We start from the raw sequence: 25,409 nt of genomic DNA, 5'->3' as shown, positions 1-25,409 counted from the left end.
ATGTCCAAGATCCTCAAGGAAAGCCGAGGGCGGGTAACGATCCTCACGATCGACCGGCCGGAGAAGATGAACGCCCTCGACTATGACACCAACCAGGAGTTGATCGAGGCCTTCGATGAGTTCGAGGCGGACGCCGACGCCTATGTCGCCGTGCTCACGGGTGCGGGGGACAAAGCCTTCTGTGCCGGCGCCGACATGACCGATTACCCGCGCCGGTACCTCGACGGAAAGTCGAGCGCCGACTTCCGGGTGGAGTACACGGACGGTCCCGGATTCGGTGGTATCACCCGGAACTTCTCCGGCACCAAGCCGGTCGTCACGGCGATCAACGGCTACTGCCTTTCGGGTGGGCTCGAGTTGGCCCTGGCCGCCGACATCCGTTTTTGTACGGATACCGCCATATTCGGTCTGCAGGACGTCAATTGGGGCTTTCACTCCTGCGACGGCGGGAGCATCCGGCTGCCGCACGTCGTAGGGCATGGCAACGCGATGGAGCTGATCCTGTCCGGAGAGCGGATCGACGCTGCGCACGCTTTGCGCATCGGTCTCGTGAACCGCGTGTTCCCGCAGGATGAACTGCTCGAGCGGACGCTCGAGTTCGCGGAGCGGCTCGCAACCAGGGCTCCGCTCGCCCAGCGGTTCGCCAAGGACGTCATCCGCAGCGCGATCGGAATGAACCTGGACGAGGCGTTGCGTATGGAGACGCGCTCGTTCCGGGATCTCGCTGATACCGAGGACCTCCGAGAAGGCTACGCCTCGTTCGCTGAGAAGCGCCCCGCTACGTTCAAGGGAAGGTGACGATGTCTGCCGTACTGACCGAGCGCACCGGCGCCGTATTGCTCATCACCGTGAATGCCCCGGAGAAGAGGAACGCCCTCGACTACGAGGCGAATGAGGCGCTCATTGCGGCCTTCACCGAGTTTCAGGCGGACGAGACGCTCCGTGTCGCCGTCGTGACTGGCGCCGACGGGGCGTTCTGCTCCGGTGCCGACCTGAAGACGTTCTCCCCACGCTACGTGGGTGAGCCCGCACCGTACTTCCGGGAGCGCTTCGTCGACGGCTACGGGTTCGGAGGCATCACCCGCGGACTTCGCGTGACCAAGCCGATCATTTCCGCCATCAATGGGTACGCGATCTCGGGTGGCCTCGAGCTGGCCCTCGCCACGGACATCCGCTTTTGCGCGCCGGATGCGGTGTTCGCGATTCACGATGTCAATCGGGGCATGCACCCGTGTGACGGCGGCTGCGTGCGGTTGCCGCACATCGTCGGTCTGGGCAACGCGATGGAGATCATCCTCTCCGGCGACCGCATCGGCGCCGAGCACGCGCTGCGGATCGGGCTGGTCAACCGGATCATCCCGCAGGCCGATCTGGTCGCGGAGACCCTGCGTTTCGCCGAAGTGCTGGCCACTCGCGGCCCGCTCGCGCAACGCTATATGAAGGACGTGGCGCGGCGTTCCGCAGGACTCAGCTTGAACGAGGCGGTCCGGCTGGAGGTCAACTCCTTCGCTGATCTGGCGCACTCCGAGGACCGGGCCGAGGGCAATGCCGCGTTCCACGAGCGCCGGCCGGCACGCTTCGTCGGACGATGAGGTGACTGCCATGGTGAACGCGGACCGTGTCTACATCGTCGGTGTCGGGATGACCCACTTCGGCGTCTTCCCAGACCGCAGTGTCAAAGCCATGACAGCCGAGGCCATCACAACCTGTCTGGATGACGCAGGGGCCGAGGCGGCGGATGTTGGAGCCCTGTTCTTCGCCAATGTCGGTCAGGGGCTGATCGAGGGCCAAACAGCGAACCCGGGCCAGATGGCCGTGCGGCCACTGGGGTTCGAGGGTGTGCCCATCGTCAACACGGAGAATGCGTGCGCCTCTGGCACGACGGCACTCCACCTCGCTTGGGCCCATGTCAAGGCGGGCCTGGCCGATTGCGTCATGGCCGTTGGTGCCGAAAAGCTGTCCACGGACGACTCCGCGCGCCGCGATGCGTTGTTCGAAGGGGGCATGGACGTACACGACCGGGAGGGGGTCCTCCTGGCGTTGCGAGACCTCGCAGGCGACGACACAGTACTGGAAGTCGAGGGCGACCGCTCGATCTTCATGGACATCTACGGCTTCTGGGCTCGCGCGCACATGCACGACTTCGGCTCGACGCAGGCTCAGCTGGCGGCGATATCGTCGAAGAATCACTATCACTCGACCTTCAATCCGAACTGCCACTTTCAGAAAGAGTTCCGGATCGACGAAGTGCTCGCCGCCCGGCCGCTGGCATATCCGCTCACCGTGCCGATGTGCTCGCCTTACTCCGACGGCGCAGCCGCGGTGCTCGTGTGCTCGGCGGATAAGGCCCGCGCACTCGGGGCGACCGGTCAGGCCGTGACAATCGCAGCGCTAGAGCTCGCATCCGGAGTCGACCGCGATGCGCACGACTGGGATCGTCACATCACCAAGTTGACCGCGGACCGCGCGTACGAGGTAGCCGGTCTCGGGCCCGGCGAGATGAACGTGGCGGAACTCCACGACGCGACCGCGTTCGGCGAGTTGTTGCACGCGGAGAATCTGGGGCTGGCGCGTCGGGGAGAGGGGGGTCTCGCCGCGGAGCGGGGGGAAACCACGCTCGGTGGCTCGATCCCGATCAACGTATCGGGCGGACTGGAGTCACGAGGACACCCGATAGCCGCGACGGGACTCGCCCAGACGCATGAACTCGTGATGCAGCTGCGGGGCCGCGCCGATGAGCGGCAGGTCGACGGCGCACGCCACGCGGTACTCGAGAACGGCGGCGGGATTTTCGGCGTCGAGGAGGCTGCGGCGACTGTCGCCATCTTCTCCGCTCCAGGGGCGTAGACGGACCATTAGCCAAGGAGGCAACGACGATGTTGTTCACCCACTTCCTAGACCGTGGCGCGACCTACGGCGCGGACGAGCAGTGCATGGTCGACGGAGATCGCAGCTGGACCTACCGTGAGGCACAGGTCTTCACCTATCGCGTGGCCAACACGCTCCGCGCGCTTGGCCACGGTCCGGGCACGCATGCGGCTGTGTTGTCGACCAACAGCGCGGTGTCCTTCTTGTGCGCCTTCGGTTTCCACCGCGCCAATGTCACGTGGATTCCGGCGAACCCGAACAGTGCGTTCGACGACACCCGCCACGTGCTCGGCCAGTTCGAGTGCACCGTGCTGTTCTTCCACAGTGGATACCGGGAAATGGTGGACAAACTCCGTGCGGAGCTTCCGGGCCTGAAGCTCCTGGTGTGCCTCGACCAAGAGATCGGCGACATCCCGTCGCTGGAACAGTGGCTGGCGGGCGCGGATGCGACCCCGCTCGATCTGCCCAGCGACCGGGAGGACCTGGCGGTCCTCATGCCGACCGGCGGAACCACGGGCCGGTCCAAGGGCGTCATGCTGACACAGCGCGTGCTCTACAACTTCCTCGCCGGCTACATGGTGAGTTTCACGTATGAGGCCGGCGAGCGGCCCGTGGTCATGGTGGCGGCGCCGCTCACCCACGCAGCGGGGATGATGTCGTTGGCCGCGCTCGCCCGCGGGGGTTCGGTCGTCATCCTCCCCGGCGCCGACGTCGGGCTGATGCTCGACACCATCGAGACCCACAGGGTCACGGAGTTCTTTCTGCCGCCCACTGTGGTGTATCGGATGCTCGACCACCCGGGCATCGAGGAGCGGGACTTCAGCTCGGTCCGGTACTTCGCCTACGCCGCTGCCCCGATGTCACTGGACAAGCTCAAACGGGCACTGACGGTCTTCGGCCCGTGTATGGCGCAGTTCTTCGGCCAGTCCGAGGCACCGGCTATGTGCACGTGGTTGGCCCCACAGGATCATTGGGTGGACGGTGAGATCGCGCCGGACGAGGTCCTGACCAGCTGCGGATACCCGACGCCGTTCATCGAACTGAAGATCCTCGACGACGCCGGCCATGAGGTGCCCAGCGGTGAGCCCGGCGAAGTGTGCATACGCGGTGACATGGTGACCCCTGGCTATTACCGGGATGAGCAGACCACCGCCGTGACCCTCGTCGGTGGTTGGCTGCACACCGGCGACGTCGGCTGGCTCGATGGTGGTGGCAGACTACACTTGGTCGACCGCAAGAAAGACATGATCATTTCCGGTGGCTTGAACATCTATCCGCAGGAGATCGAGCAGGTCATCTGGGGTCATCCGGCGGTCCAGGACTGCGCGGTCATCGGAATCCCCGACGAAGACTGGGGTGAGCGGGTCACCGCAGTCTTGGAGCTCAACAGCGGCGCGCAGATCACGGAGGACGAGATTATCGCCCTGTGCAAGGACCGGCTCGGCAGCGTCAAGACCCCCAAACGCGTCGATATCACCGGAAGCTTGCCGCGCAGCTCCGCGGGCAAGGTGCTCAAGCGCGAACTGCGAGATCACTACTGGACCGGACTTGAGCGCAAGATCCATTGATCGAGCGGAGGAGGTCGCCATGGGAATGCAATCTGTCAGCCAGCTTGACGAGCGTGAGATCCGCACCACCTTCGGAAGCTTCCCGACCGGCGTGACGGCGTTGTGCACGCAGGGTCCCAGCGGTCCGGATGGAATGGCGGCGAGCGCCTTCACGGGCGTCTCATTGGAGCCACCGCTGGTGTCGGTCTGCGTGCAGAAGTCGTCGACGACGTGGCCGCGGCTACGATCCCGGCACAAGCTCGGGGTCAGCATTCTCGCCTCCGGGCAGGAGGCGGCGTGTCGGTCGCTGTCGGCCAGAAGCGGAGACAGGTTCGTGAACCTGGCCTGGACGGCGTCGGAAACTGGAGCGGTGTTCCTCAACGGAGCCGTCGCCTGGCTCGATTGTCGCATGCATGCCGAGTTGGACGCTGGGGACCACGTGATCGTGCTGCTCGAGATCGAGCGACTGGAAACCACTGCCGACACGGCGCCGCTCGTGTTCCATCGCAGCCGATTCCGGTCTCTCCTCGAGCCGGAGCGCGCGGCATGACCCGGTTGCAGCTGAAGAACGTGCTAGTCACTGCCCCCGAGATGGACGCGATGATCGACGACCTCGCGGCGCTGTCCACCACCGTGGAGTTCCGTGACGGGAATCGGTATGCAGCGCTTGACCCGTCGTCGGCGAACCTAGGGGTAGCACTCGCCGGCCCGGAGGATCATCCGGCTCCCGGCGAGCTGGTCCTGACGGCGAAGACTGATCGCGTCGGGACCGCGATCGCCCCGCTTCTCGACGGTGGGGCGGATCTGGTCGGTCCGATCCACAGTGGAGGACACGAGTACCGAGCCCTCATTCGAACCCATGCCGGGCTGCTCGTACTGGTCTATGGGCCCGAACCGTGACCGTGGAGCCGCGGGAACAAGGTTGAACCGTCCTCGGTGTGAGATGCCGTGACTGCGGCGACCGTGCCGGTTTCACACGCGGCCGAGTCCGAACGCATCGGCCCGCGCTCGTGCGCCGGCACCGCGAGAGCTACGCAGGCGAACGCAATCCCGAGGGACGTGGCGGAGCCCGGCCTCTGCCAGTGGTGATTCCCGGATTCATCGCGGAGCATCGGGCCTCTGGTCGCTGGGTCGGGTCGATCTGCGCGGTTCCGCGCGAGCGGGCGTACGGGTCGCAGAGCGGACCTATCGGGACTGGAAACAGCGCAGCTACAGCCCCCGATCAGGAGCCACGAAAGGCCGCGGGAACGGCGCAGCCAGACCCCGAGAACCGGCCATCCTCTGTTTCCGGGTGACGGTCGGGAGTGTGCAGGCTGGGGCTGTGTCAGGACCGCAGTCCAAATCCCGCTCGATACTGGCGACGTTTCCGCCTTCGAATTCACCTCGGTGCGATACACCGAAAACTCTGCGCTGCAACGACTCGCGACCCTGATCGGTTCGGTCGGTGACGCCGACGCATGCGTCAGCGTTCTCGGCGAGTCGATGCTCAGCCTGTTCATGACTCTCGCCGCGGTCGTGCTCATCCGCGATGGAGCGGGCCGAATCACACACCCACGCCTGGATTGCCGCACGATCTCCGATCGACCACGGCTCCACCTACGTCGTTCGGGCAATCACCACGGCGACCCCGGCGGCCGAATAACGACGCCGGTCCTGAACCGGGGCGATCGTATCGGGGCCGACCCGAACACGGCACGGCCGGCTTTGCTCCCAGGTCACGACTAGGGATCCCCGGGGCCCAGAGGCCGCCGGTTCCGAACTGTCTGCACAGGACACCTGCTGGGCAATACAACCTCAGGCGGCCGTGGCGGGCATCGTGACCCGCGGCCAGCGCAGTGATCGCGCTCTGGTCCCTGACCTCCACTGAGTGTGCCGGTGTCGCCGTTGCGGACGTAGAACAGCCCGCAACGGCGACACCGACTGAACGGCCGCAGCTGCCGCGCGAATCTCCGAGGAGTCACCAATCAGCATGGCTTTCTCACGCCATGGCGGCCTCCCATGACCGATTCATGGTGTCTCTTCCGCTGCGGGCGTTTCGTCGAGGTCGGCCGCGGTAGGGCCGAGTGGGCGTTGGCCGGACAGTGACTCGTACACCGCGGACATCGCGCTGGGGTCCAGGCTTCCCCAGCCTTGCGCCAGCCCGATCATGTGGGCCTGGTAGGCAGCGGCGAACACGGGCGCGGGGTGACGTAGTGATCGGGCGAGGTCGGCGATCGCGACGCCATCCTTGTCAACCAGCAGCTCCAAGGCAGTTCCAGCCGGATGGCGGTCTTCTGCCATCGCCTTGCCGCGGATCTCGAACATCCGGGACGAGCCGCCACTCGACGTGACCGCGTCGTAGATCAAGGACGGCGGCAGTCCGGCTTTGCGCCCCAGGCTCATAGCCTCTGCCGCTGCGGCGTTATGGACCATCAACAAATGGTTGATGATCAGCTTCATAGTGCTTGCGTTGCCGAACTCGCCCAGATCGAAGACCTTCGAGGCGAGACAGTCGATCACCCGTCCGACGCAACACGTGGAGTCGACGCCGCCGCTCACGAAGAAGCTGTACGTGTCGTTGAGGACCATCGCCGGACTGCCACTCACCGTGCAGTCCAGCATCGACCAGCCCACCCGTGCCAGGGCTTGGCGTACGCGCTCCTTCTGTCTGCGCGAGACGGTGTTCGTGTCGATAACCCACCCTGTTCCGCGACTGGACAGGATCTCGTCGACCACGGAATCGAAGGCAGTCACCGTGTCCACTGCCGTCAGCACAACCTCGCATTGCGAAGCCACTTCCGACCCGTTACGGGCCACTATGCCGCCTGCGGCGTGCAGGCGCTCGCGTGCTCCTTCTGCGATGTCGAAGCCCAAGACTGGGAATCCGCGCCCCAGCAGTCGGCGAGCGTACGCCGTTCCCATCCCTCCCAGGCCGATCACCCCGACAGGCATTCCGTTGGGGGTCATCGTTCCGTCGCCTTCGTAGGTTGAGCAGCCGGGTGATCAGTGGTGGTCGCACGACGCCGCGCGATACCGAGAATGGCTGCAGCGGCGAGAAGGGAGGCCAGCGCCGTGACGAGGAACAGGTTGGGTGTGCTGATTCCGACACCGATGAGGAGCCCGCCGACCACCGGACCGACGATGCCGCCCACGCGTCCGATGCCGACGGCCCAGCCGACGCCGGTCGCACGGACCGAGGTGTCGTAGAGGTTCACGCATATTCCGAGGCTGGAAATTTGGGCACCGATGCTGAGTCCGCCCGCGAACAGCGCCGCGACCAGCATCCACGTCCCCGATTGTTGGCTGAACGCGATCCCGGTGATTGCCACTGCACCCAAGGCGAAAGCGGTCCCGACAACGACTGCGGGGCGGCTGCGGATTGTGAGTCGACCGATCACAATCGTGCCGATAATCGAACCGAGGTTGAGAAGAACCACCCCGAACGTGGCGGTGGTCGAGCTCAGTCCTGCCTGTCTCGCTAGTAGGGGGAGCCAGTTGATCAGCAGGTAGGACATCAGCAGGCTCAAAAACAGTGCGGTCCAGATCAGCAGCGTTCCCGTCGCACGCCCGTCAGTGAAAAGCCGGACGACAGACGAGTGCTCAGTGGATCCGGTGTCTTCCGCTTCTGGAGGAGCATCGAGACCGGTCCGACGCAGAACTTTGTTCAGGCGCGCGGTCGAGCCCTTCACTGCGAGGAAGCGCGCCGATTCCGGCAGCCAGATGGCCAGGATCGGTAGCAACAACAACGGCGCGGCGCCACCGAGCACGAACACGCTCTGCCATCCGAGTGCGGGCACCATGCGCACGGTGATGAGCCCGCCCAGCACGGCGCCCAGCGGGAAGCCGCAGTACATCATGCTGACCACGGCCGTCCGCAGGCGCTGCGGCGTGTATTCGGAGGTGATTGCGATAACCCCGGGTAGCGCACCGCCGAGGCCGAACCCGGTGACGAGCCGTAGGAATGTCAGCTCGCCGACCGAGCCGGCTAGGGGAGTCAGCGAGGAGGCGACTCCGAGAAGTGCGACCGCGAACAGGACTGTGGGTTTGCGGCCAAACCGGTCACCGGCCCAGCCGAAGATAATGGCGCCGATGGCACCCCCGAGCAACCCCACCCCGAACACCACTCCGAAGGTGGCGGTCGGTACCTGCCACTCTGCGGCGATATCGGGCGCGACCAGTGCGATTGCCTGTGTGTCGAACCCGTCGATGAGTACTACCAGGGCGCAGAGGACGGTGATGCCGACTTGGGCGCGTCCGAGGCGGCCGGTGTTGGATCGAGCTGGGTCGGGACGAACTTCGTTGTTCATTCCAGTTCTCCTTCGGAATTACTCCGACAGCCTGTGCAGGAGCTCGAGACTGCGCCACCACGCCATTCCAGGACGATCACCGAAGATGCGGCATGGCAGCTGGGATGCGGCCACCGCGGCGCTGCCCTCGTGGCAGGCCAGTACGACGGTGGGACGGGCACGCAGTGCCGCGTGAAGGCCCACCTCATCCGGATCCAGACATGAGACCGATAAGCCGGTCCGTTCGGCAGCTGACACCGCGACTGCACGATCGGCGCTATGTCCGGTGCACGTGACGACGAGCATGTCGCCGTACCCGGCGAGACCTACTCGGGACAGTCCCTTGGCGAGGGCCGACACCCGCTCGGCTAGCTGCGGGTACTCCATGCGCTCGCAGTCGCGTAGTGCAGTCATCTCGAGCTCCGTTCGCCGTCGACACCGGCGAGTCTGATGTTGGACCGGAGCCACAGTCAAGACGAATGCTCGTTTTTTTTGAACAACCTGTCTGGGTTCGAGCTTGCGGTGGACCCGGACTACTCTGCTGGCGTGAAATCGACCGGCAGGGTCTGCGGGTAAAGCGCGTGTAGCGCGTTCGCCGCTCCGCTGATCGACTGAGGCCCCAGCACAGCGAGCTGCAAGACGTACCCGGTCAGTGAGCTGAACACCCCGTCAGCCAGCGCCTCGGCGGCAACTTCAGCAGGCAGGGTGCCTGCCTGCTGGTGCTTGCGAACGATGCCGGTCAACTCGGAGCGGAGTTGCGCGAACAGCTCGCTGAGTGCCTCTCTGAGCTTCTGGTTGTGCACCGACTCGGCCCAGATCAGAACTGCGAGCCTCGCGAAGCCGTCCTTGGCATCGCGCATCCCCAGGAGGCTGATCAACTCCGTGATCATCTCGCCGATTGACCGGCCGCGTATGTCCGACGCAGCAGTGTGGACGATATCGAGGGTTTCGCGCATTCTGTATTCGGCGAGGGCGATGATTAACGCTTCCTTGCCCGGAAAGTAACGGTACACGGCCCCTGATGACAGGCCCGACTCGTCGAATAGGTTCTGCATCGAGGTCCCGTGGAAGCCATCGCGCAAGAAGCATCGCTGCGCCGCCTCCAGGATCTCGGCGCGGCGAGTGTCCTTGTAGCTATCACTGACCTTCGGCATACGGTGAGTTTAGTAAAGTGCGGCTCCGTCGCTTCTGCTCGGACCCGGTGTGTCTACGACGGGGAGTTCGTGGGATGGGGGCATGCGGACGTCACCGAATCTGTCGGACTCCACTGAGTTGGGACCAGGTCGACGAGGTGGCTGGACTGCTGGTTCGGTTTGAGAGGCGCGGGGGGCGTTGGCGGCACGGACATAGCTTGATGCTCGGCGATGCGGAGGGCGGTGTATCGTGACACGGCGTCGGATCCCCCTCTCTTGACCAGCATCGCTCCAGTCGCAGAAGGATGCGGCATTCAACGTGCGGCACTTCATGTTGGACGAGTAGACGTTGTGTGCTGGTGACGGTCGTCACGCGCGGCCTGCGGTGGGTTGGTGGTTGGTCCGGTGAAGTCGTACCGGCCGGGACGGGTGTCGGTGAGCGCGGCGACGACGGCGTTGTGGCGCGAGTACGTGGAGCGGTGGCGGGTTTGCACCGGGTGCGGCACACGGCGGCGACCACGTTGGTCGGGATGGGCCCGTTCGAGCGTGCGCGGCGGCGACTGCGGCACCGGCGGTTGGACACGACGCTGCGCCACTACACCGATACCACCGCGTTGGCTGGCGATGTCGAGGTTGCCGACGCGCTGCAAGCGGTCTACCGGCGACTGCGAGTCCACCACCGCGGCTCTCGGCGAGCTCGCGGAGCATCGGTTGGTCGAACCGCGGCGCGGCGACAGTGTTCGTGGTGTCGTGTTCGCCGGGACCGATCCGGTGATCGCGCGGCGGACGCAGCTGCGCGAGAAGATCAACGGCACGGACGACGCGCGTCATCGACGTCTTCGGCGCTGGTGTGAGTGACCTCGGTGATGGTTCTGCCGGCGGCGGGGTCGACGGTGGGGAACGAGCCTGCCCGGCCGGCACGCCACTGGCCGTTGATGTAGAGCTGGTTTCGCATGTGTGGGTTCCTCTCGCGATCAGCCGATGGTGGGCTGGTCGAGCCAGAGATGGTCGCCCCGTAGGAAGACCAGAGGCTCGCGGTGGAAGTTGTTGTAGCGCAGGACTTCCCCGACGAGCAGGACGTGGTCCCCGCTGGGGATCTGGTGTGCGATGCGGGTTTCGAACCGCGCGGCGCACCCGTCGAGCAGGGGCGCACCGCCCAGGCCTTCGGTGAGAGTCAGGCCGTCGAACTTGTCGTCGGCCGGCTTGGCGAAGCGCCGGGACAGGTCTTCCTGGTGCCAGGCGAGCACGTTCACGGCGAAGTGTCTCGCGTCGTGGAACACGGACAGGCTTGGTGAGTCGGTCCGCAGCGCCCACAGCACGAGGGGCGGGTCGAGCGAGACCGAGGCGAACGAGTTCGCGGTTACCCCGACCCGGGTGCTGGCGTGCGCGGCGGTCATGACCGTGATGCCGGTGGGGAAGCAGCCGAGCGAGCGCCGGTAATGCCGCGGGTCGTCTGCAGGGAGCAGCGGGCGTTCCTCGAGAGTCATCATCCCTTCCCTCCCACCGAGCTCAGGTCGGCGCGCCCACGCAGTCGCAACTCGTGGCGTGCGCGTGCCTCCGCGAGGTATCGCGTGGTCAGCTCCGGGTCGTAGAAGAAGTTCTCGAGGTCGGAGGGGTCGTTGAAGGCGTTGACGAAGCGGTGGGCGACCTCCGGCACCTGCGTCGCGGTGGTGAGCAGCTCCATCGCGTGCTCGGGCGGGGCGGAGCCCGGGTTGTTGAAGGCGAGCATCGTGTTCGTGAACTTCGTGGGATGCTGGGCCTGGTCCCAGAACCGGTCGAAGGTGGCCTGCATCCAGGTCTCGTCGAACGGTTGTGAGCCACGGTCGAGGATCAGCCGATGCATGACCTCGGCGTGCGTACTCGCGTTGTTGGCGCCCTGACCGCAGCACGGGTCGTTGAGGACGAGGACGTCGGCCATGCCGACCACCTTCCGGCCGGATGGCAGCAGGGCGATCGGTTCACGCACCAGCGGGGGTACCGCTCCGCACAACCATCCGTTCGGGTCCGAGATGTGAGCCTCGGTGTAGCGCGCCATTTCCCAGGGGAAGAAGTCGGCGAACGTGCGTTTCGTCAGCTCCAGCATCTCCTCGGCCGTGGTGGCCTGGGACCAGCGATCCATGGGACCGCCGGGCAGAGCCTCCATCACCCAGGTGACGGCCGGTCCGGCCGCGGTGAGCATCGGGATTCCGAACGCCTCACCGATCCCGGGCCGGATGTTGTAGGAGACGCCGTCGGGTGCCGGGTGCTCGGTGTTGATGAGCGAGATCATGCCGATCGAGCGTTGCGGGCGCTGATAGGGAGTCCGTGTCTGGTCGACAGAGAAGATCTTTGCGATCTCGCCCTTGCCTGCGGCGACGATCGTGAGGTCGTTGACCGCCGCGATCTCGTCGAGGCCTGCCAGGTCGACCGCACCGTAGACGATCTTGCCCCCGCGACCGGCGAACGCCTCGAGCCAGGTGCTGAACTTCAGCCGCTGGTCGACCGACTGCCCGTACTGGGCGAACCGGCCGGTGAACTCGACGGCGAGGTGGCCCTCGGGATCGGTGAGCTTGGCATCGGTCTGTTCGATCAGCGGCGGCTCGCCGTCCCAGAAGCAGATGTCGAGAGCGCGCTCGCGAGCGACCGCACGTCCGAAGAGGCCGTTGCTCGAAGGCAGGCGGCCGGCGGCGATCTGCTCCGGAGTGCGGTCGGAGTACACCGTGACCTCATAGCCGTCGCTGAGCAAGCCGAAGGCGAGCTGCAGCCCACCTTGTCCGGTACCGATGATGGCGATCGAACGCACGTCTACCTCCTTGTAGGTGTGGATACGCATTGCGGATCGCGTCTGTTCACAAGGATGTGACGCCGGTCATGTCAGGGGATCCGGGGAACCACGTGGGTGGACCACGTGGTTCGGTCAGAACCGGTCACGTGGCGGGTTCGCGGGCGGTCGCCCACACCGCGATCTCGGCGCGTGATCGGAACCCGAGCTTGGCGAGAATGTGCTCGACATGTCCTTCGACGGTGCGGTGGGACAAGACGAGCTGGGCGGCGATGTCCCGGTTGCTGAGGCCCTTGCCGACCAACGCCGCGACCTCGCGTTCGCGCCGGGTCAGGGTTGTCTGTTCCGGCGAGCCTGGTGCGGCGTCCGCGTCATCGCTGTAGGTGCGGGCGAGAATGTCGAGATAGGTACACACCTGGGCGTAGTTGAAACCTGCGGCTTCCCGATGCGCTTGCTGGAACTTGGCGGCGCCCAGTGCGGCGCGGGCCCGCGCCTCGGCCTGGCCGCGGAGATTGGCGAGTTGCGGACCGAAAGCCTGTAGGTCGGTTCCGACCTTGCGCCACGCCGTCTCGGCCAGGCCCAGGAGCGTGGCGCCCTCATGATGGCGGCCTGCTGCCACCGAGGCGACAGCGAGTACCTCGAATACGAGCACGATCCCGAGCTGGTTGTCCAGCGGCATGCTCAATTCGAGGCTCTGACATCCGGCTGTGATCGCATCCTCGAGCCGGCCCTCGGCCACGGCGACGTGCGCGCGGGTCCACAGTGCGTAGGAGTGGGCCCAGTCGTCGCCGATGGTGGTGCTGCCAGCCACCGCTTCGTCGCACAGCCGGTGCGCTTCGGTCGGGTTGCCGAGCAACGCGTGGGTCAGGGCGAGCTGGAACAGCGACATGAGCAGGCCTTCGGCCGAACCTTCCGTGCGGTGCCCGGCCGCCGCCGCGGTGAAGTGCTCCACGGCGGCGTCGAGATCACCTTGGAACAGGGCAAGTGATCCCTGCCAGGTGGCGCAGAAGCTGCGGGTGTGCGGGCCCGCGGCGGCCTTGAGCCTCGCGCATTCGTCCAGGCGGTCTCGCGTTGCGTCCTGGTCGCCCTGCAGGAGGGCAACCCAGGCGCAGGACCACAACGCCTCCACGCGTTCCGGGCAGGCCGTGGTGTGCGCGGCGAGTGCCTGTTCCAGACGCCGCCGGCCTTCCTGCAAGTGACCGCCCATCACCCACAGAATCCGTAATCGGGCCGCGAGCGCCAGAGCGTTCCGTTGCGCCTGCTTGTCATCGTCACCGCCGAACGAGTCGAGCGCCGTGCCGAAGTTGGGCAGTTCGGTCGTCAAGTGCGCGAGGTGACGTGCTTGGTCCGGGCCCCAGAACGCGGCGCCGACCCGGTTGGCCAGCTCGAGGAAGTGCTCGCGGTGGCGGTGTCGCAGCGTCTGCTCCTCGCCACCGGCGTGCAGCCGTTCCCGGCCGTACTCGCTGATCGACTCCAGCATCCGATACCGCAGTCCGCAGGGCGTCGTCTCGGTGATGAGAATGGATTTCGCGACAAGTGCATCGAGGGTATCCACCACGTCGGTGGATTCGTGGTCTGCGCAGATCGCCTCGACCGACTCCAGATCGGTGCTCTCGGTGAACACCGACATCCGCGCCCAGAGGCGTTGCTCGTCCGGTGAACACAACTCGTGGCTCCACTCGACCAGCGCCCGGAGCGTGCGGTGTTGGGGGAGATCCGTCGGATCGCCGCCGCCGAGTATCCGGAAGCGGTCGCTGACCCGATCGAGCAGTTCGCGAAGGGACAGCGAGCGCAAACGGGCCGCGGCGAGTTCGATGGCCAGCGGCAGCCCGTCGAGCCGCCGTACCAGTTGTGCCACCAGGTCGATGCTCTCGTCGGTCAGCCGGTAGTGGGAACTGATCGCGCTGGCGCGTTCGTCGAGCAACTGGATCGCCGGATAGCGGCTCGCGTCCTGCACCCGCAGCGCGGCGTCGGGGTCCGGGGCCGCCAGAGGGCGTACTTCGACGACGCGCTCACCGCTGATGCCCAGTGCCTGACGGCTCGCGGTCAGGAAACGCACTCCCGGCGCCATGCTCAGTACGCGGGCAACGAAGGCCTGGCAACCACTGAGGACGTGTTCACAGTTGTCCAACACGACCAGCATGTCCCGATCCATGAGGCTGGCCACGAGGTGGTCCACGACGTTGGTCGTCGAGAATTTCATTGCCAGCGCATTGACCACTGCTTGCGCCACTTGTGCCGGGTCGGTCAGGTGAGCCAAGGACACGAACCAGGCGCCGTCCGGAACCTCGCTGTCGAGCGCTCGCGCAGTCTCAACAGCCAGGCGGGTCTTGCCCACGCCCCCAGAGCCGGCCAAGGACACGAGGCGACACTGTGCCAGCGACTCCCGCACGGCCGCCAGTTCGTCGTCACGGCCGACGAAACTCGTCACTCGGGCGGGTACACGCCCCGCAGCCCCGCTCATTGTGTTCTCCCCGTCGTCCAATCGCGTCTCAGCGCTGTCATGCCTCGATACGTGCCACACGATCAGTGACCGCAGGTGATCCAGTCTTCGAGGTGCGGTGCCTCCTTATCGATGACGATCGCCCGGCCGTCGCGAACGATCCAGACGTTGTTGTCCACGTCCCGGGCGCCGCCGCCGAGGGAAAGGTGCCGGATGTGCCGACCTGGCCGATGGGGCTCACAGGATCACCACCGAGCGGAGTACGTCGCCGCGGTGCATTCTGTCGGACGCCGTTGCCTCACGCGGGTACATGCTGATCGGGACGATATAGCGGATGGACTCCTCGAAGGAGTCGAACCAGCGGTCCCCGGACCGCACACTCGCCAGCCGATCGGGGTGGGCCGGAAGGGCCCAGACCGTCGTCACGAGAGCGTCGCGATGCTCGTTGAGACTCCCTCTGTTTGTCGTCTTGATGTTGGTCCGCAACGATTCGATAGGAATCCTGGATGCGCCCAGAACCGACAGCACAACGTCCGGAGCGGAGATTCGGGGGTCGTCACCCAATCGGCCGTCGGGGTCGGCCATGACTCACTCATGTCCACAGTCATCGTTGACGTCGCCCTCCTTGCAGGACCGGCCAAAGTGTGAGCCACCACATCAAACCAAGTAAAGTTCAAAAAAACTCACTAAATACCGAAACTTAATTGTGGATATGTCGGGCATGCCCTGAACAGGTGGGTGCTCCGCCACACCGCAGCACAGGGGAAGCGATCGAATGCCCGCTGGCCGGATGGAATCGGCCCTCGTTGTAAACGCGCCCGAGACCGCGGTTGCGCGGCGTGCGGCGGCTGGCCCGAAGATCACCGGTCGGCCTGCTGTCTTCCGATCGCGGCGAACCCATGACGGACTCGGATCGCGATCGTCACCTGGACCGAACGGTCCTACCACCACCGCCGATGCCAAAGAACGACTCAGCCGATTGAACTCGCCGTCGAATACGAGACCGTGATGACCGCGCTGACCACTCAGGCAGCGTGACCAGACCTGTCACCGGATTCAGCAGCCCCTTTGCCCCGTCGCGGCATGCGTACGTGGGTTACCTCGAGCGCACGATCCGTCGCACGCTAGTCGTGGGCATGTCGGAACGTCAGCATGGCGTCGAGGGTGGCAGTGCGGTGGCGGCGGGCGGCGAGCTCGATCTCGATCGGGTCGGCCTTGTTCTCGATCAGGTCGACCAGCTCGTCGTGCTCGGCGACCGACTCGACGGCGCGGCCGGGAACGAAACTGAAGGTGGAGCTGCGCAGCATGCGCAGCCGGCTCCACCCGCGGTGCACCAAGTCGATCAGGTGCTCGTTCGGGCAGTGCAGGAACAGGGCTTTGTGGAACTCCTCGTTGAACTCGGTGAAGCGGCGCGGGTCGAAGTGCTCGAGGCTGTCGCGCATGCGCTGGTTGATCTCGCGCGCTCTACCGACGTCGTCGTTGGTCAACAGTGGTGCGGAGAACCCGGTGGCGGCGCCCTCGACGACGGCGAGAGTCTGCATGGTCGTGACGTACTCGTCCTCGTCAACCAGAGCGACCTGCGCGCCGACGTTCTTCTCGTAGGTGACCAGGCCCTCGGCTTCCAGTCGGCGGACGGCCTCGCGGACCGGGACGGTACTCACGCCGAGTTCAGCGGCGAGTTGGCTGAGCACCAACCGGTAGCCGGGTGTGAAGCGGTGCGAGACGATCCGGTCGCGGAGCCACTCGTAAGCCAGCTGTGACTTGCTCGTGGCCATGCCTTCGGCCGGTGCATCGCTAGTCATGAGCCCTCGTTTCGACGATGTGACGCTCCATTTTGCCGGACCGTGGTCCGTGCCCCGGAGATGCGTGCTCATCTTCTGTTGAGATCAGATATGTCATCGTATACGATCCTGACACATGTCGTCCGATGCAGTGCGTTTCTCAGTCGACGGCCTCGTTCACCACCCGCTCGTCGGGCGGCCGGGCAAGGTCATCGCGGTTCACCTGAACTATCCGTCGCGGATAGCCCAGCGTGGCCGGGCGCCGTCGAAGCCGTCGTACTTCCTCAAACCGGTGACCTCCTTGGCGGTTACCGATGAGGTGGCGGAACGCCCGGCGGGTGCCGAGCTGTTCGCCTTCGAGGGTGAGATCGCACTGGTCATCGGCACAGAAGCCTGGCGGGTGCCGAGGCAGGATGGTTGGACGTACGTCGCTGCGGTGACGGCGGCGAACGATCTCGGCGTCTACGATCTGCGCGCCGCGGACAAGGGGTCGAATCTGCGTTCCAAGGGTGGTGACGGCTACACACCGCTCGGCCCCGGGCTCATCCCCGCCGCCGACATCGACCCGGCGAAACTGCGGGTGCGTACCTGGGTGGGGGACCGGCTGGTGCAGGACGACTCGTCCGGCACCGTCGTCTTTCCGTTCGGCGAACTGGTCGCCGATCTGTCCCAGCTGATCACTCTCGAACCCGGCGACGTCGTGCTCACCGGCACACCCGCCGGCGCGTCGGTGGTCGAGCCGGGGGACGTCGTCGAGGTCGAAGTGGACGTGCCCGGTACCGAGCACACGACCGGCAGGCTGCGCACGACCGTCGTCGAAGGGACCGAGCGGCTGCCGGAGTTCAGCGCACAGCCGGCGGTCGACGACCACCAGCGCGCCGAGGCCTGGGGGAGTGCCGAGGCCGCCGGACTGCCGGCTCCGTTCGAACTCACCGACGAGACTCGGGCGAAGCTGCAGAAGGTGGCAGTGGCGACGTTGTCGGCGCAGCTGCGTAAGCATGGCTACAACCAGCTGTCCATCGACGGTGTCCGTACCAACAAGCCCGGCAACAAACTCATCGGACGTGCTCGCACGCTGCGGTTCGTGCCGGCCCGGGAGGACCTGTTCCGCAGCCACGGTGGTGGCTACAACACGCAGAAGCGCGCCTTCGACGCACTGAAGTCGGGCGATGTGCTCGTGGTCGAGGCGCGTGGTGAACGCGGCAGTGGCACCGTTGGCGACATCCTCGCGTTGCGTGCGCAGGTATTGGGAGCGGCGGGCATCGTCACCGACGGCGGGGTGCGGGACTACACCACGGTCGCCGACCTGCAGATCCCCACGTTCTCCAACGGTCCGCACCCTGCGGTACTCGGACGTAAGCATGTGCCCTGGGACAGCGACATCACGGTGGCCTGCGGCGGCGCGACCGTGCAGCCGGGCGACGTCGTCGTCGGTGACGACGACGGTGTGCTGGTCATCCCGCCCGCGCTGCTCGACGAGGTGCTGGAGGCCGCGATCGAGCAGGAGGCCGAAGAGGAGTGGATCGCCGCCCGTGTTGCCGAAGGCGCGGCGGTGGACGGGCTCTACCCGCTGACCGGCGAATGGCGTCGCCGCTACGAGGCGGAGCGAACAGGACAGGAAGGAACGGAATGACGAACTGGCGCACCCGCCCGGAGCAACTGACAGGGTCGATCGCCCCGGTGATCACCCCGTTCACCGACGACGGCGCGGTGGACCACGAATCCCTGGCCAACCTGGTGAACTGGCAGCTCAAGCAGGGCTCCGACGGGGTCTCCATCGGTGGCTCCACCGGCGAACCGAGCGCGCAGACCATCGACGAGCGCGCAGAGGCGATCCGCACGGTCCTCAAGGCGGTCGACGGGCGCGCACCGGTCGTGCCGGGAACCGGATCGGCCAAGCTGGACGAGACGATCGCGCTCACCGGTGCGGCCTACGACGCGGGCGTGGACGCGGCACTCGTCATCACCCCGTACTACGCGCGTCCCACGCAGGAGGCGCTCTACGTCTGGTACAAGACGGTGGCCGAGGAATACCCCGAGCTGCCGATCATCGCCTACAACGTGCCCAGCCGCACCGCCGTGGAGATCGCACCGGAAACGGTGGCCCGGTTGCACCGGGACGTGCCGAACTTCGTCGGAGTCAAGGAAACGACCAAGGACTTCGAGCACTTCTCACGCGTCATCAAGGCCGCAGGTAGGGATCTGCTGGTGTGGTCCGGGATCGAGCTGCTGTGTCTGCCGCTGCTGGCCCTGGGCGGTACGGGTTTCGTCAGCGCGACGGCCAACATCGCGCCCGGTGCGACGAAGAAGATGTACGACGCATTCCACGGTGGACGCATGGACGAGGCGCTGGACATCCACTACGGCGTGCACCCGCTGGTGGACCTGATCTTCGTGGAGACCAACCCGGCGCCGGTCAAGTGGGTGCTGGCCCAGCGGGGCCTGATCCGCTCCGGCCACGTCCGCTCGCCGCTGATCACCCCGACCGACGCGGGCAAGGACAAGATCCGCGCTCTGCTCGACGAAGGGGTCGACTATCTCTCGCCGGTCGAGGACACCGACACCATCGCTGGAGGGAACCGAGCATGAGTATTCAGCACGTACCGGAGAACCTGCCCGAGCGCATCCAGCACTTCATCGGCGGGGAGTTCGTCGACAGTCTCGACGGCGGTACGTTCGACGTCATCGAACCCGTGTCGAACCAGACCTACCGGGAAGCGTCCGCTGGTAAGCAGGCCGACATCGACCGCGCCGTCGCCGTCGCCCAGCAGGCATTCGAGGAGGGGCCGTGGCCGGGAATGCTCCCGCGGGAACGCGCCCGGATCCTCAACCGCATCGCCGACATCGTCGAGACCCGCAACGAGCGGCTTGCCGAGCTGGAGACCTTCGACACCGGCCTGCCGATCACGCAGGCGCTCGGGCAAGCCAACCGGGCCGCGGAGAACTTCCGGTTCTTTGCCGACCTGATCGTTGCTCAGGCCGACGACACCTACAAGGTGCCGAGCAAGCAGGTCAACTACGTCAACCGCAAGCCGAAGGGTGTCGCGGGGCTGATCACGCCCTGGAACACGCCGTTCATGCTCGAAAGCTGGAAGCTGGCGCCCGCGTTGGCATCCGGGTGCGCGGTGGTGCTCAAACCTGCCGAGTTCACGCCGCTGTCGGCCGGGTTGTGGCCGGAGATCTTCCGCGAGGCCGGGGTTCCCGACGGGGTGTTCAACCTGGTCAACGGTATCGGGGAGGAAGCAGGGGACGCGCTGGTCAAGCACGAGGACGTGCGACTGATCTCGTTCACCGGCGAGTCGGCTACCGGCAGCCTGATCTTCGCCAACGCGGCCCCGACGCTCAAGGGACTGTCGATGGAGCTGGGCGGCAAGAGCCCGGCCGTGGTGTTCGCCGACGCCGACCTGGACGCGGCGATCGACTCGACGGTGTTCGGCGTGTTCTCGCTCAACGGCGAGCGCTGCACGGCCGGAAGCCGGATCCTGGTCGAGCGTTCCATCTACGACGAGTTCGTGCGCCGATACGTGGAGCGGGCGAAGAACGTGAAGGTCGGTGATCCGCACGATCCGGCCACCGAGGTCGGCGCGTTGGTGCACCCGGAGCACTACGCGAAGGTCACCGAGTACATCGAGATCGGCAAGACCGAAGCGACGCTCGCCGTCGGCGGTGGACGCCCACCGGGCTTGGAATCCGGAAACTACGTGCAGCCGACCGTGTTCGTGGACGTGCCGCCGACGGCGCGGATCTTCCAAGAAGAGATCTTTGGCCCGGTCGTGGCGATCACTCCGTTCGACACCGACGAGGAGGCACTGCGGCTGGCCAACGACGTCAAGTACGGACTGGCAGCCTACGTGTGGACCACGAATCTGGAACGCGCCCACAACGTCGGCCAGCGCATCGACGCCGGCATGGTGTGGTTGAACTCGCACAACGTGCGTGATCTGCGCACCCCGTTCGGTGGAGTCAAGGCCTCGGGGCTGGGTCACGAGGGCGGCTACCGGTCGCTGGACTTCTACTCCGACCAGCAGGCCATGCACATCTCGCTGACTCCAGCCCACACCCCCAAGTTCGGCGCCTGAGCGCCACGCATGCGAAGGACTGTTCAACGATGACTGTCTCGGAATCTCCAGCGGATCTGACTCCTCCGGACATCGTGCGCTGCGCCTACCTCGACCTCGTGGTCACCGACCTGGCCCGGGCACGCGAGTTCTACGTCGACGTCCTCGGTCTGGTGGTCACCGAGGAGGACGACGAGGCCATTTATCTCCGCACCCTGGAGGAGTTCATCCACCACAACCTGGTGCTGCGCAAAGGTCCGGTGGCCGCGGCGGCGGCGTTCGCCTACCGGGTGCGCACGCCGGAGGACGTGGACCGGGCCGAGGCGTGGTTCTCGGCGCGTGGTTGCCGCACCGAACGCCGGGCCGACGGTTTCGCCAAGGGAATCGGCGATTCCGTGCGCGTGACCGATCCGCTGGGCTTCCCGTACGAGTTCTTCTACGAGGTGGCCCACGTCGAGCGGCTCGCGTGGCGTTACGACCTCTACACCCCGGGCGCGCTGGTGCGCCTCGACCACTTCAACCAGGTCACCCCCGACGTCCCCACGGGCCGGAAGTACCTGGAGGACCTGGGTTTCCGGGTGACCGAGGACATCCAGGACGACGAGGGCACGACCTATGCGGCGTGGCTGCGGCGCAAGGACACCGTGCACGACACCGCTCTCACCGGTGGCGACGGGCCGAGGCTGCACCACATCGCGTTTTCCACGCACGAGAAGCACAACATCCTGTCCATCTGCGACAAGCTCGGGGCGCTCCGGATGTCCGACGTGATCGAACGCGGGCCCGGCCGTCACGGCGTGTCGAACGCCTTCTATCTCTACATCCGCGACCCCGACGGGCACCGAGTGGAGATCTACACCCAGGACTACTACACCGGCGACCCCGACAACCCGACGGTGACCTGGGACGTGCACGACAACCAGCGGCGCGACTGGTGGGGCAACCCCGTCGTGCCGTCCTGGTACACCGAGGCCTCACCGGTGCTGGACCTCGACGGCGACCCGCAGCCGCTCGTGAAGCGCACCGACAGCAGTGAAATGGCCGTCACGGTCGGCGCGGACGGGTTCTCCTACGCCCGCAAGGGCGACGAGGACAAGGGCTTCAAGCTGGGAGCCTCGCTATGACCGCGGCAGAGCGCGATCTTCTCGGGCGTGTTCCCACCGAACTGTTCGTGGCCGGACAATGGATTCCGGGAAGCGGCGGCACCTTTCCGGTGCACGACCCTGCCACCGGAGCGGTGATCGCCGAGGTCGCCGATGCCGAGCCCGCGGACGGTGCCACCGCGTTGAACGCTGCTGTGGGCGCGGGACGGGATTGGGCCCGCACCCCGGCACGGCACCGTGCCGAGATCCTGCGCCGCACCTTCGACCTGGTGCAGGAGCACACCGAAGAGCTCGCCCTCCTGATGACGCTGGAAATGGGCAAGCCGCTGCACGAGGCACGCGGGGAGGTCGGGTACGGCGGAGAGTTCCTGCGTTGGTTCAGCGAGGAAGCGGTCCGCATCGACGGCCGCTACGGTGCCAGCCCTGAGGGCACCGGCCAGATGGTGGTGACCCATCGGCCGGTCGGGCCGTCGCTGCTCATCACGCCGTGGAACTTCCCGCTGGCGATGGCGACCCGCAAGATCGCACCGGCCCTGGCCGCGGGCTGCACGGTCGTGATCAAACCACCGGCCCTGACCCCGCTGACCACGCTGATGCTGACCCGGCTGCTGGAGCAGGCGGGAGTGCCGGAGGGTGTGGTCAACGTGGTCACGACGACGAAGTCCGGCGCTGTGAGCGGACCGCTGATCAGCGACCCGCGGTTGCGGAAGCTGTCGTTCACCGGCTCCACCGAGGTCGGCGTCCGGCTACTGGAACAGGCCGCCGAGGGAGTGCTGCGCACCAGCATGGAACTCGGCGGCAACGCACCGCTGCTGGTCTTCGACGACGCCGACCTGGAAGCGGCGGTCGACGGCGCGCTGGCCGCCAAGTTCCGCAACATCGGACAGGCCTGCACGGCCGCCAATCGCTGCTACGTCCACGAGGACGTGGCCGAGGAGTTCAGCCGGCGCGTCACCGAGCGCGTCGCGGGAATGCGGACCGGGCGCGGCACCGACGACGGGGTCGACATCGGGCCGCTGATCGACCGCAAGGCCGTCGACAGCGTCGCAGCCCTCGTCGACGACGCGGTCGATCGCGGCGCCCGGGTCCGCACCGGCGGGTCCCGGGGAGAGAGGCCGGGCACCTTCTACCAGCCGACCGTGCTCACCGACGTGCCACCGGACGCCGAGGTGATGCGGCAGGAGATCTTCGGTCCGGTGCTGCCGATCGCCACCTTCTCCTCGGAGGAGGAAGCGATCGAACTGGCCAACGCCACGCCCTACGGACTCGTCGGCTACGCCTACACCCGCGACACCCGCCGAGGCCAGCGCCTGATCGACGAGATCGACACCGGGATGATGGGCCTCAACGTCGGGGTCGTCTCCAATGCGGCCGCGCCCTTCGGCGGCGTCAAGCAGTCCGGTCTCGGCCGCGAGGGCTCTCAGGAGGGGATCCAGGAGTATCTGGAGACCAAGTACACCCTGATGCCCGATCCCTATGCGTGAGACCTGTTCCCATCGCGGAAGAACCGAATTTCTCGCAATGTCGTGAGGAGAAATTGTGCAGTTCCACCACCACGGCTACGTTTCGGGTGATCCCCGCGTTCAGCCGGCTGCCGGGACCGGTGTGGATCGGCCGGCCGAGCTTCCCGACGAGGTCGACGCTCTCATCGTGGGCAGCGGTCCCGCCGGGATGGTCGCCGCCGCTCAGCTCGCCCAGTTCCCGCACGTCGTGACGCGGGTGGTCGAACGCCGTCCGGGACGGTTGGAGGTCGGGCAGGCCGACGGCATCCAGGCGCGCAGCGTCGAGACGTTCCAGGCGTTCGGGTTCGCGGGCCGGATCACCGAGGAGGCCTACCGGATCACGGAGATGTGCTTCTGGGCGCCGGATCCGGACAACCCCGAGAACATCGTGCGCACCTCCCGTGCTCCCGACGACGAGGCGGGCGTCAGCGAGTTCCCGCACCTGATCGTCAATCAGGCGCGCGTGCTGGACCACTTCGCGGAGGCCGCGCGCAACGCGCCGGCGAGGCTGGAACCGGACTACGGATACGAGTTCGTCACCTGCGAGGTCGCCGACGAGGGACAGTACCCGGTCACGGTGACGTTGCGGCACAGCACGGGCCCGAACGAGGGGAAGGAGCGGGTCGTCCGGGCGAAGTACGTGGTCGGTTGTGACGGCGCGCGCAGCCGGGTGCGTGAGTCGATCGGCCGGGAACTGGTCGGCGACCAGGCCAACCACGCCTGGGGCGTGATGGACGTGCTCGCCGAGACCGATTTTCCCGACATCCGCACCAAATGCGCCATCCAGTCCCACGACGGCGGGAGCATTCTGCACATCCCGCGCGAGGGCAACCATCTGTTCCGGATGTACGTCGACCTCGGTGAGGTCTCCGAGGACGACCACGGAGAGGTCCGCGAGACCACCCAGGCCGAGGTGGAGGCGCGGGCGAATCGGATCCTGCACCCCTACACCCTGACCGTGAAGCACGTCTGCTGGCGCAGCGTGTACGAAGTGGGTCACCGGATCGCCGACAGGTTCGACGACGTGCCGGCCGAACTCGCGGGAACACGTACACCGCGGGTGTTCATCACCGGCGACGCCTGCCATACGCACAGCGCCAAGGCCGGACAGGGCATGAACGTCTCCATTCAGGACGGATGGAACATCGCGTGGAAACTGGGACACGTGCTCGACGGCCGGGCCCCGGAATCGCTGCTGGACACCTACTCCTCCGAACGACAGGTCATCGCGCAGAACCTGATCGACTTCGACAGGGAATGGTCGCGCATGATGGCCGCCACGCCCGACGAGCTCGGCGACCCGAACGCCTTGGCCGACTTCTACGTGAAGACAGCCGAATTCCCCGCTGGGATGATGACCCAGTACGACCCGTCGCTGATCACCGGCGACGCCAGGTACCAGGAGCTGGCAACAGGGTTTCCGATCGGCAAACGCTTCAAGTCTCACCCAGTGACGCGGGTGTGCGATGCGAACCCGGTGCACCTCGGTCACCACCACCGCGCGGACGGGCGCTGGCGGATCTATGTGTTCGCCGACCGGCCGGCCGCGGGGGAGCGGTCGAAGGCCACACGTTTCGCGGAGTGGATCACATCTTCGCCGCGCTCGCCGCTTGCCTACACGCCCGAGGACGCCGACATCGACGCCTGGTTCGACGTCAAGGTGGTCTACCAGCAGGACCACGTCGGTGTCGAGATGAACGCGGTGCCGAGGGCGTACCTGCCGCAGGTCGGTCCGTACGCATGTGTCGACTACGAGAAGGTGTACGCCGCCGATCCGGTCGAGGACATCTTCGACGGACGCGGCGTCGACCGCGACGGTGTGCTCGTCGTCGTCCGCCCGGATCACTACGTCGCCACCATCCTTCCGCTCGAGGCCACCGACGAGCTCGCGACGTTCTTCGAGAGCCTGGTCGGCGGCGAGCGTTACGCCGGCGACTGAATCGCCGGC

General features: G+C 66.3%; 22 protein-coding genes. 13 read left to right on the top strand and 9 right to left on the bottom strand.

Translation table 11 applies throughout. The annotated features are described in order from the left end of the window. Genes LY41_RS20430 through LY41_RS20405 form a run of 6 tightly spaced genes read left to right on the top strand, consistent with a single transcriptional unit; the run spans position 1 to position 5,315 of the window. Complete coding sequence (locus LY41_RS20430; RefSeq protein ID WP_253865799.1) at positions 1-798, top strand: enoyl-CoA hydratase/isomerase family protein; 798 nt, start codon at positions 1-3, stop codon at positions 796-798. A 2-nt stretch (positions 799-800) separates the two neighbouring features. After that, the gene (locus LY41_RS20425; protein ID WP_253865798.1) at positions 801-1,592 is read left to right on the top strand and encodes an enoyl-CoA hydratase/isomerase family protein; all 792 of its coding nucleotides are present in this window, start codon (positions 801-803) and stop codon (positions 1,590-1,592) included. A gap of 10 nt (positions 1,593-1,602) precedes the next feature. Continuing rightward, positions 1,603-2,847: a thiolase family protein gene (locus tag LY41_RS20420; protein WP_253865797.1), complete on the top strand. Its 1,245-nt coding sequence runs from the start codon at positions 1,603-1,605 to the stop codon at positions 2,845-2,847. Between the two features lie 29 nt (positions 2,848-2,876). Further along, on the top strand, positions 2,877-4,436 hold the full coding sequence (locus tag LY41_RS20415; RefSeq protein WP_253865796.1) for an AMP-binding protein: 1,560 nt from the start codon (positions 2,877-2,879) through the stop codon (positions 4,434-4,436). Then, positions 4,417-4,965 (top strand): flavin reductase family protein, encoded by a 549-nt coding sequence (locus tag LY41_RS20410; RefSeq protein ID WP_253865795.1) that lies wholly within the window; start codon positions 4,417-4,419, stop codon positions 4,963-4,965. The genes LY41_RS20415 and LY41_RS20410 overlap by 20 nt, the downstream gene beginning before the upstream one ends. After that, complete coding sequence (locus LY41_RS20405) at positions 4,962-5,315, top strand: hypothetical protein (RefSeq protein ID WP_253865794.1); 354 nt, start codon at positions 4,962-4,964, stop codon at positions 5,313-5,315. The genes LY41_RS20410 and LY41_RS20405 overlap by 4 nt, the downstream gene beginning before the upstream one ends. Positions 5,316-6,422: 1,107 nt before the next feature. Here the strand turns inward: LY41_RS20405 and LY41_RS20400 are convergent. The 4 genes from LY41_RS20400 to LY41_RS20385 form a co-directional block, all read right to left on the bottom strand. Then, a complete protein-coding gene (locus LY41_RS20400) occupies positions 6,423-7,346 on the bottom strand; it encodes an NAD(P)-dependent oxidoreductase (protein WP_301297423.1) in 924 nt (307 codons plus the stop codon). Between the two features lie 11 nt (positions 7,347-7,357). Further along, the gene (locus LY41_RS20395) at positions 7,358-8,701 is read right to left on the bottom strand and encodes an MFS transporter (RefSeq protein ID WP_253865793.1); all 1,344 of its coding nucleotides are present in this window, start codon (positions 8,699-8,701) and stop codon (positions 7,358-7,360) included. A gap of 18 nt (positions 8,702-8,719) precedes the next feature. Next, the gene (locus LY41_RS20390) at positions 8,720-9,094 is read right to left on the bottom strand and encodes a hypothetical protein (RefSeq protein ID WP_253865792.1); all 375 of its coding nucleotides are present in this window, start codon (positions 9,092-9,094) and stop codon (positions 8,720-8,722) included. Between the two features lie 119 nt (positions 9,095-9,213). Then, positions 9,214-9,834, bottom strand: a complete 621-nt coding sequence (locus LY41_RS20385) for a TetR/AcrR family transcriptional regulator (RefSeq protein WP_253865791.1) — start codon at positions 9,832-9,834, stop codon at positions 9,214-9,216. A 603-nt stretch (positions 9,835-10,437) separates the two neighbouring features. Between LY41_RS20385 and LY41_RS20380 the strand changes: the two genes are divergently transcribed. Further along, the gene (locus LY41_RS20380) at positions 10,438-10,671 is read left to right on the top strand and encodes a hypothetical protein (RefSeq protein WP_253865790.1); all 234 of its coding nucleotides are present in this window, start codon (positions 10,438-10,440) and stop codon (positions 10,669-10,671) included. Between the two features lie 116 nt (positions 10,672-10,787). Here LY41_RS20380 and LY41_RS20375 read toward each other — a convergent pair whose 3' ends face one another. The 5 genes from LY41_RS20375 to LY41_RS20355 all read right to left on the bottom strand — a co-directional run bounded on the left by LY41_RS20375 (position 10,788) and on the right by LY41_RS20355 (position 16,819). Beyond that, a complete protein-coding gene (locus LY41_RS20375) occupies positions 10,788-11,300 on the bottom strand; it encodes a flavin reductase family protein (RefSeq protein ID WP_253865789.1) in 513 nt (170 codons plus the stop codon). Continuing rightward, positions 11,300-12,595 carry a styrene monooxygenase/indole monooxygenase family protein gene (locus LY41_RS20370; protein WP_253865788.1) on the bottom strand — a complete coding sequence of 432 codons (1,296 nt, stop codon included), beginning with the start codon at positions 12,593-12,595 and terminating at the stop codon, positions 11,300-11,302. Before LY41_RS20370 ends, LY41_RS20375 begins: the two co-directional genes overlap by 1 nt. A gap of 124 nt (positions 12,596-12,719) precedes the next feature. After that, on the bottom strand, positions 12,720-15,005 hold the full coding sequence (locus tag LY41_RS23940) for an ATP-binding protein (RefSeq protein ID WP_253865787.1): 2,286 nt from the start codon (positions 15,003-15,005) through the stop codon (positions 12,720-12,722). A 249-nt stretch (positions 15,006-15,254) separates the two neighbouring features. Continuing rightward, a complete protein-coding gene (locus LY41_RS20360) occupies positions 15,255-15,602 on the bottom strand; it encodes a cytochrome P450 family protein (RefSeq protein WP_253865786.1) in 348 nt (115 codons plus the stop codon). 539 nt (positions 15,603-16,141) lie between these two features. Continuing rightward, a complete protein-coding gene (locus LY41_RS20355) occupies positions 16,142-16,819 on the bottom strand; it encodes a GntR family transcriptional regulator (protein ID WP_253865785.1) in 678 nt (225 codons plus the stop codon). 115 nt (positions 16,820-16,934) lie between these two features. Here LY41_RS20355 and LY41_RS20350 point away from each other — a divergent pair, with 115 nt between their 5' ends. Genes LY41_RS20350 through LY41_RS20325 form a run of 6 tightly spaced genes read left to right on the top strand, consistent with a single transcriptional unit; the run spans position 16,935 to position 25,400 of the window. Continuing rightward, the gene (locus tag LY41_RS20350) at positions 16,935-18,431 is read left to right on the top strand and encodes a fumarylacetoacetate hydrolase family protein (RefSeq protein ID WP_253865784.1); all 1,497 of its coding nucleotides are present in this window, start codon (positions 16,935-16,937) and stop codon (positions 18,429-18,431) included. Further along, complete coding sequence (gene dapA, locus LY41_RS20345; protein WP_253865783.1) at positions 18,428-19,387, top strand: 4-hydroxy-tetrahydrodipicolinate synthase; 960 nt, start codon at positions 18,428-18,430, stop codon at positions 19,385-19,387. The genes LY41_RS20350 and dapA overlap by 4 nt, the downstream gene beginning before the upstream one ends. Further along, positions 19,384-20,877 (top strand): 5-carboxymethyl-2-hydroxymuconate semialdehyde dehydrogenase, encoded by a 1,494-nt coding sequence (hpaE, locus tag LY41_RS20340; RefSeq protein WP_253865782.1) that lies wholly within the window; start codon positions 19,384-19,386, stop codon positions 20,875-20,877. The genes dapA and hpaE overlap by 4 nt, the downstream gene beginning before the upstream one ends. A gap of 29 nt (positions 20,878-20,906) precedes the next feature. Further along, positions 20,907-21,980, top strand: a complete 1,074-nt coding sequence (gene hpaD / locus LY41_RS20335) for a 3,4-dihydroxyphenylacetate 2,3-dioxygenase (RefSeq protein ID WP_253865781.1) — start codon at positions 20,907-20,909, stop codon at positions 21,978-21,980. Beyond that, a complete protein-coding gene (locus tag LY41_RS20330; RefSeq protein WP_253865780.1) occupies positions 21,977-23,443 on the top strand; it encodes an NAD-dependent succinate-semialdehyde dehydrogenase in 1,467 nt (488 codons plus the stop codon). Before hpaD ends, LY41_RS20330 begins: the two co-directional genes overlap by 4 nt. A gap of 55 nt (positions 23,444-23,498) precedes the next feature. Continuing rightward, positions 23,499-25,400 (top strand): FAD-binding monooxygenase, encoded by a 1,902-nt coding sequence (locus LY41_RS20325; RefSeq protein ID WP_253865779.1) that lies wholly within the window; start codon positions 23,499-23,501, stop codon positions 25,398-25,400. Positions 25,401-25,409: the final 9 nt, after the last annotated feature.

It is taken from the genome of Prauserella halophila (assembly GCF_024171895.1).
Taxonomy (GTDB): Bacteria; Actinomycetota; Actinomycetes; order Mycobacteriales; family Pseudonocardiaceae; genus Prauserella; species Prauserella halophila.
The sequence above is the reverse complement of the archived record's forward strand: the minus strand, read 5'-3'. Positions and strand labels throughout refer to the sequence as shown.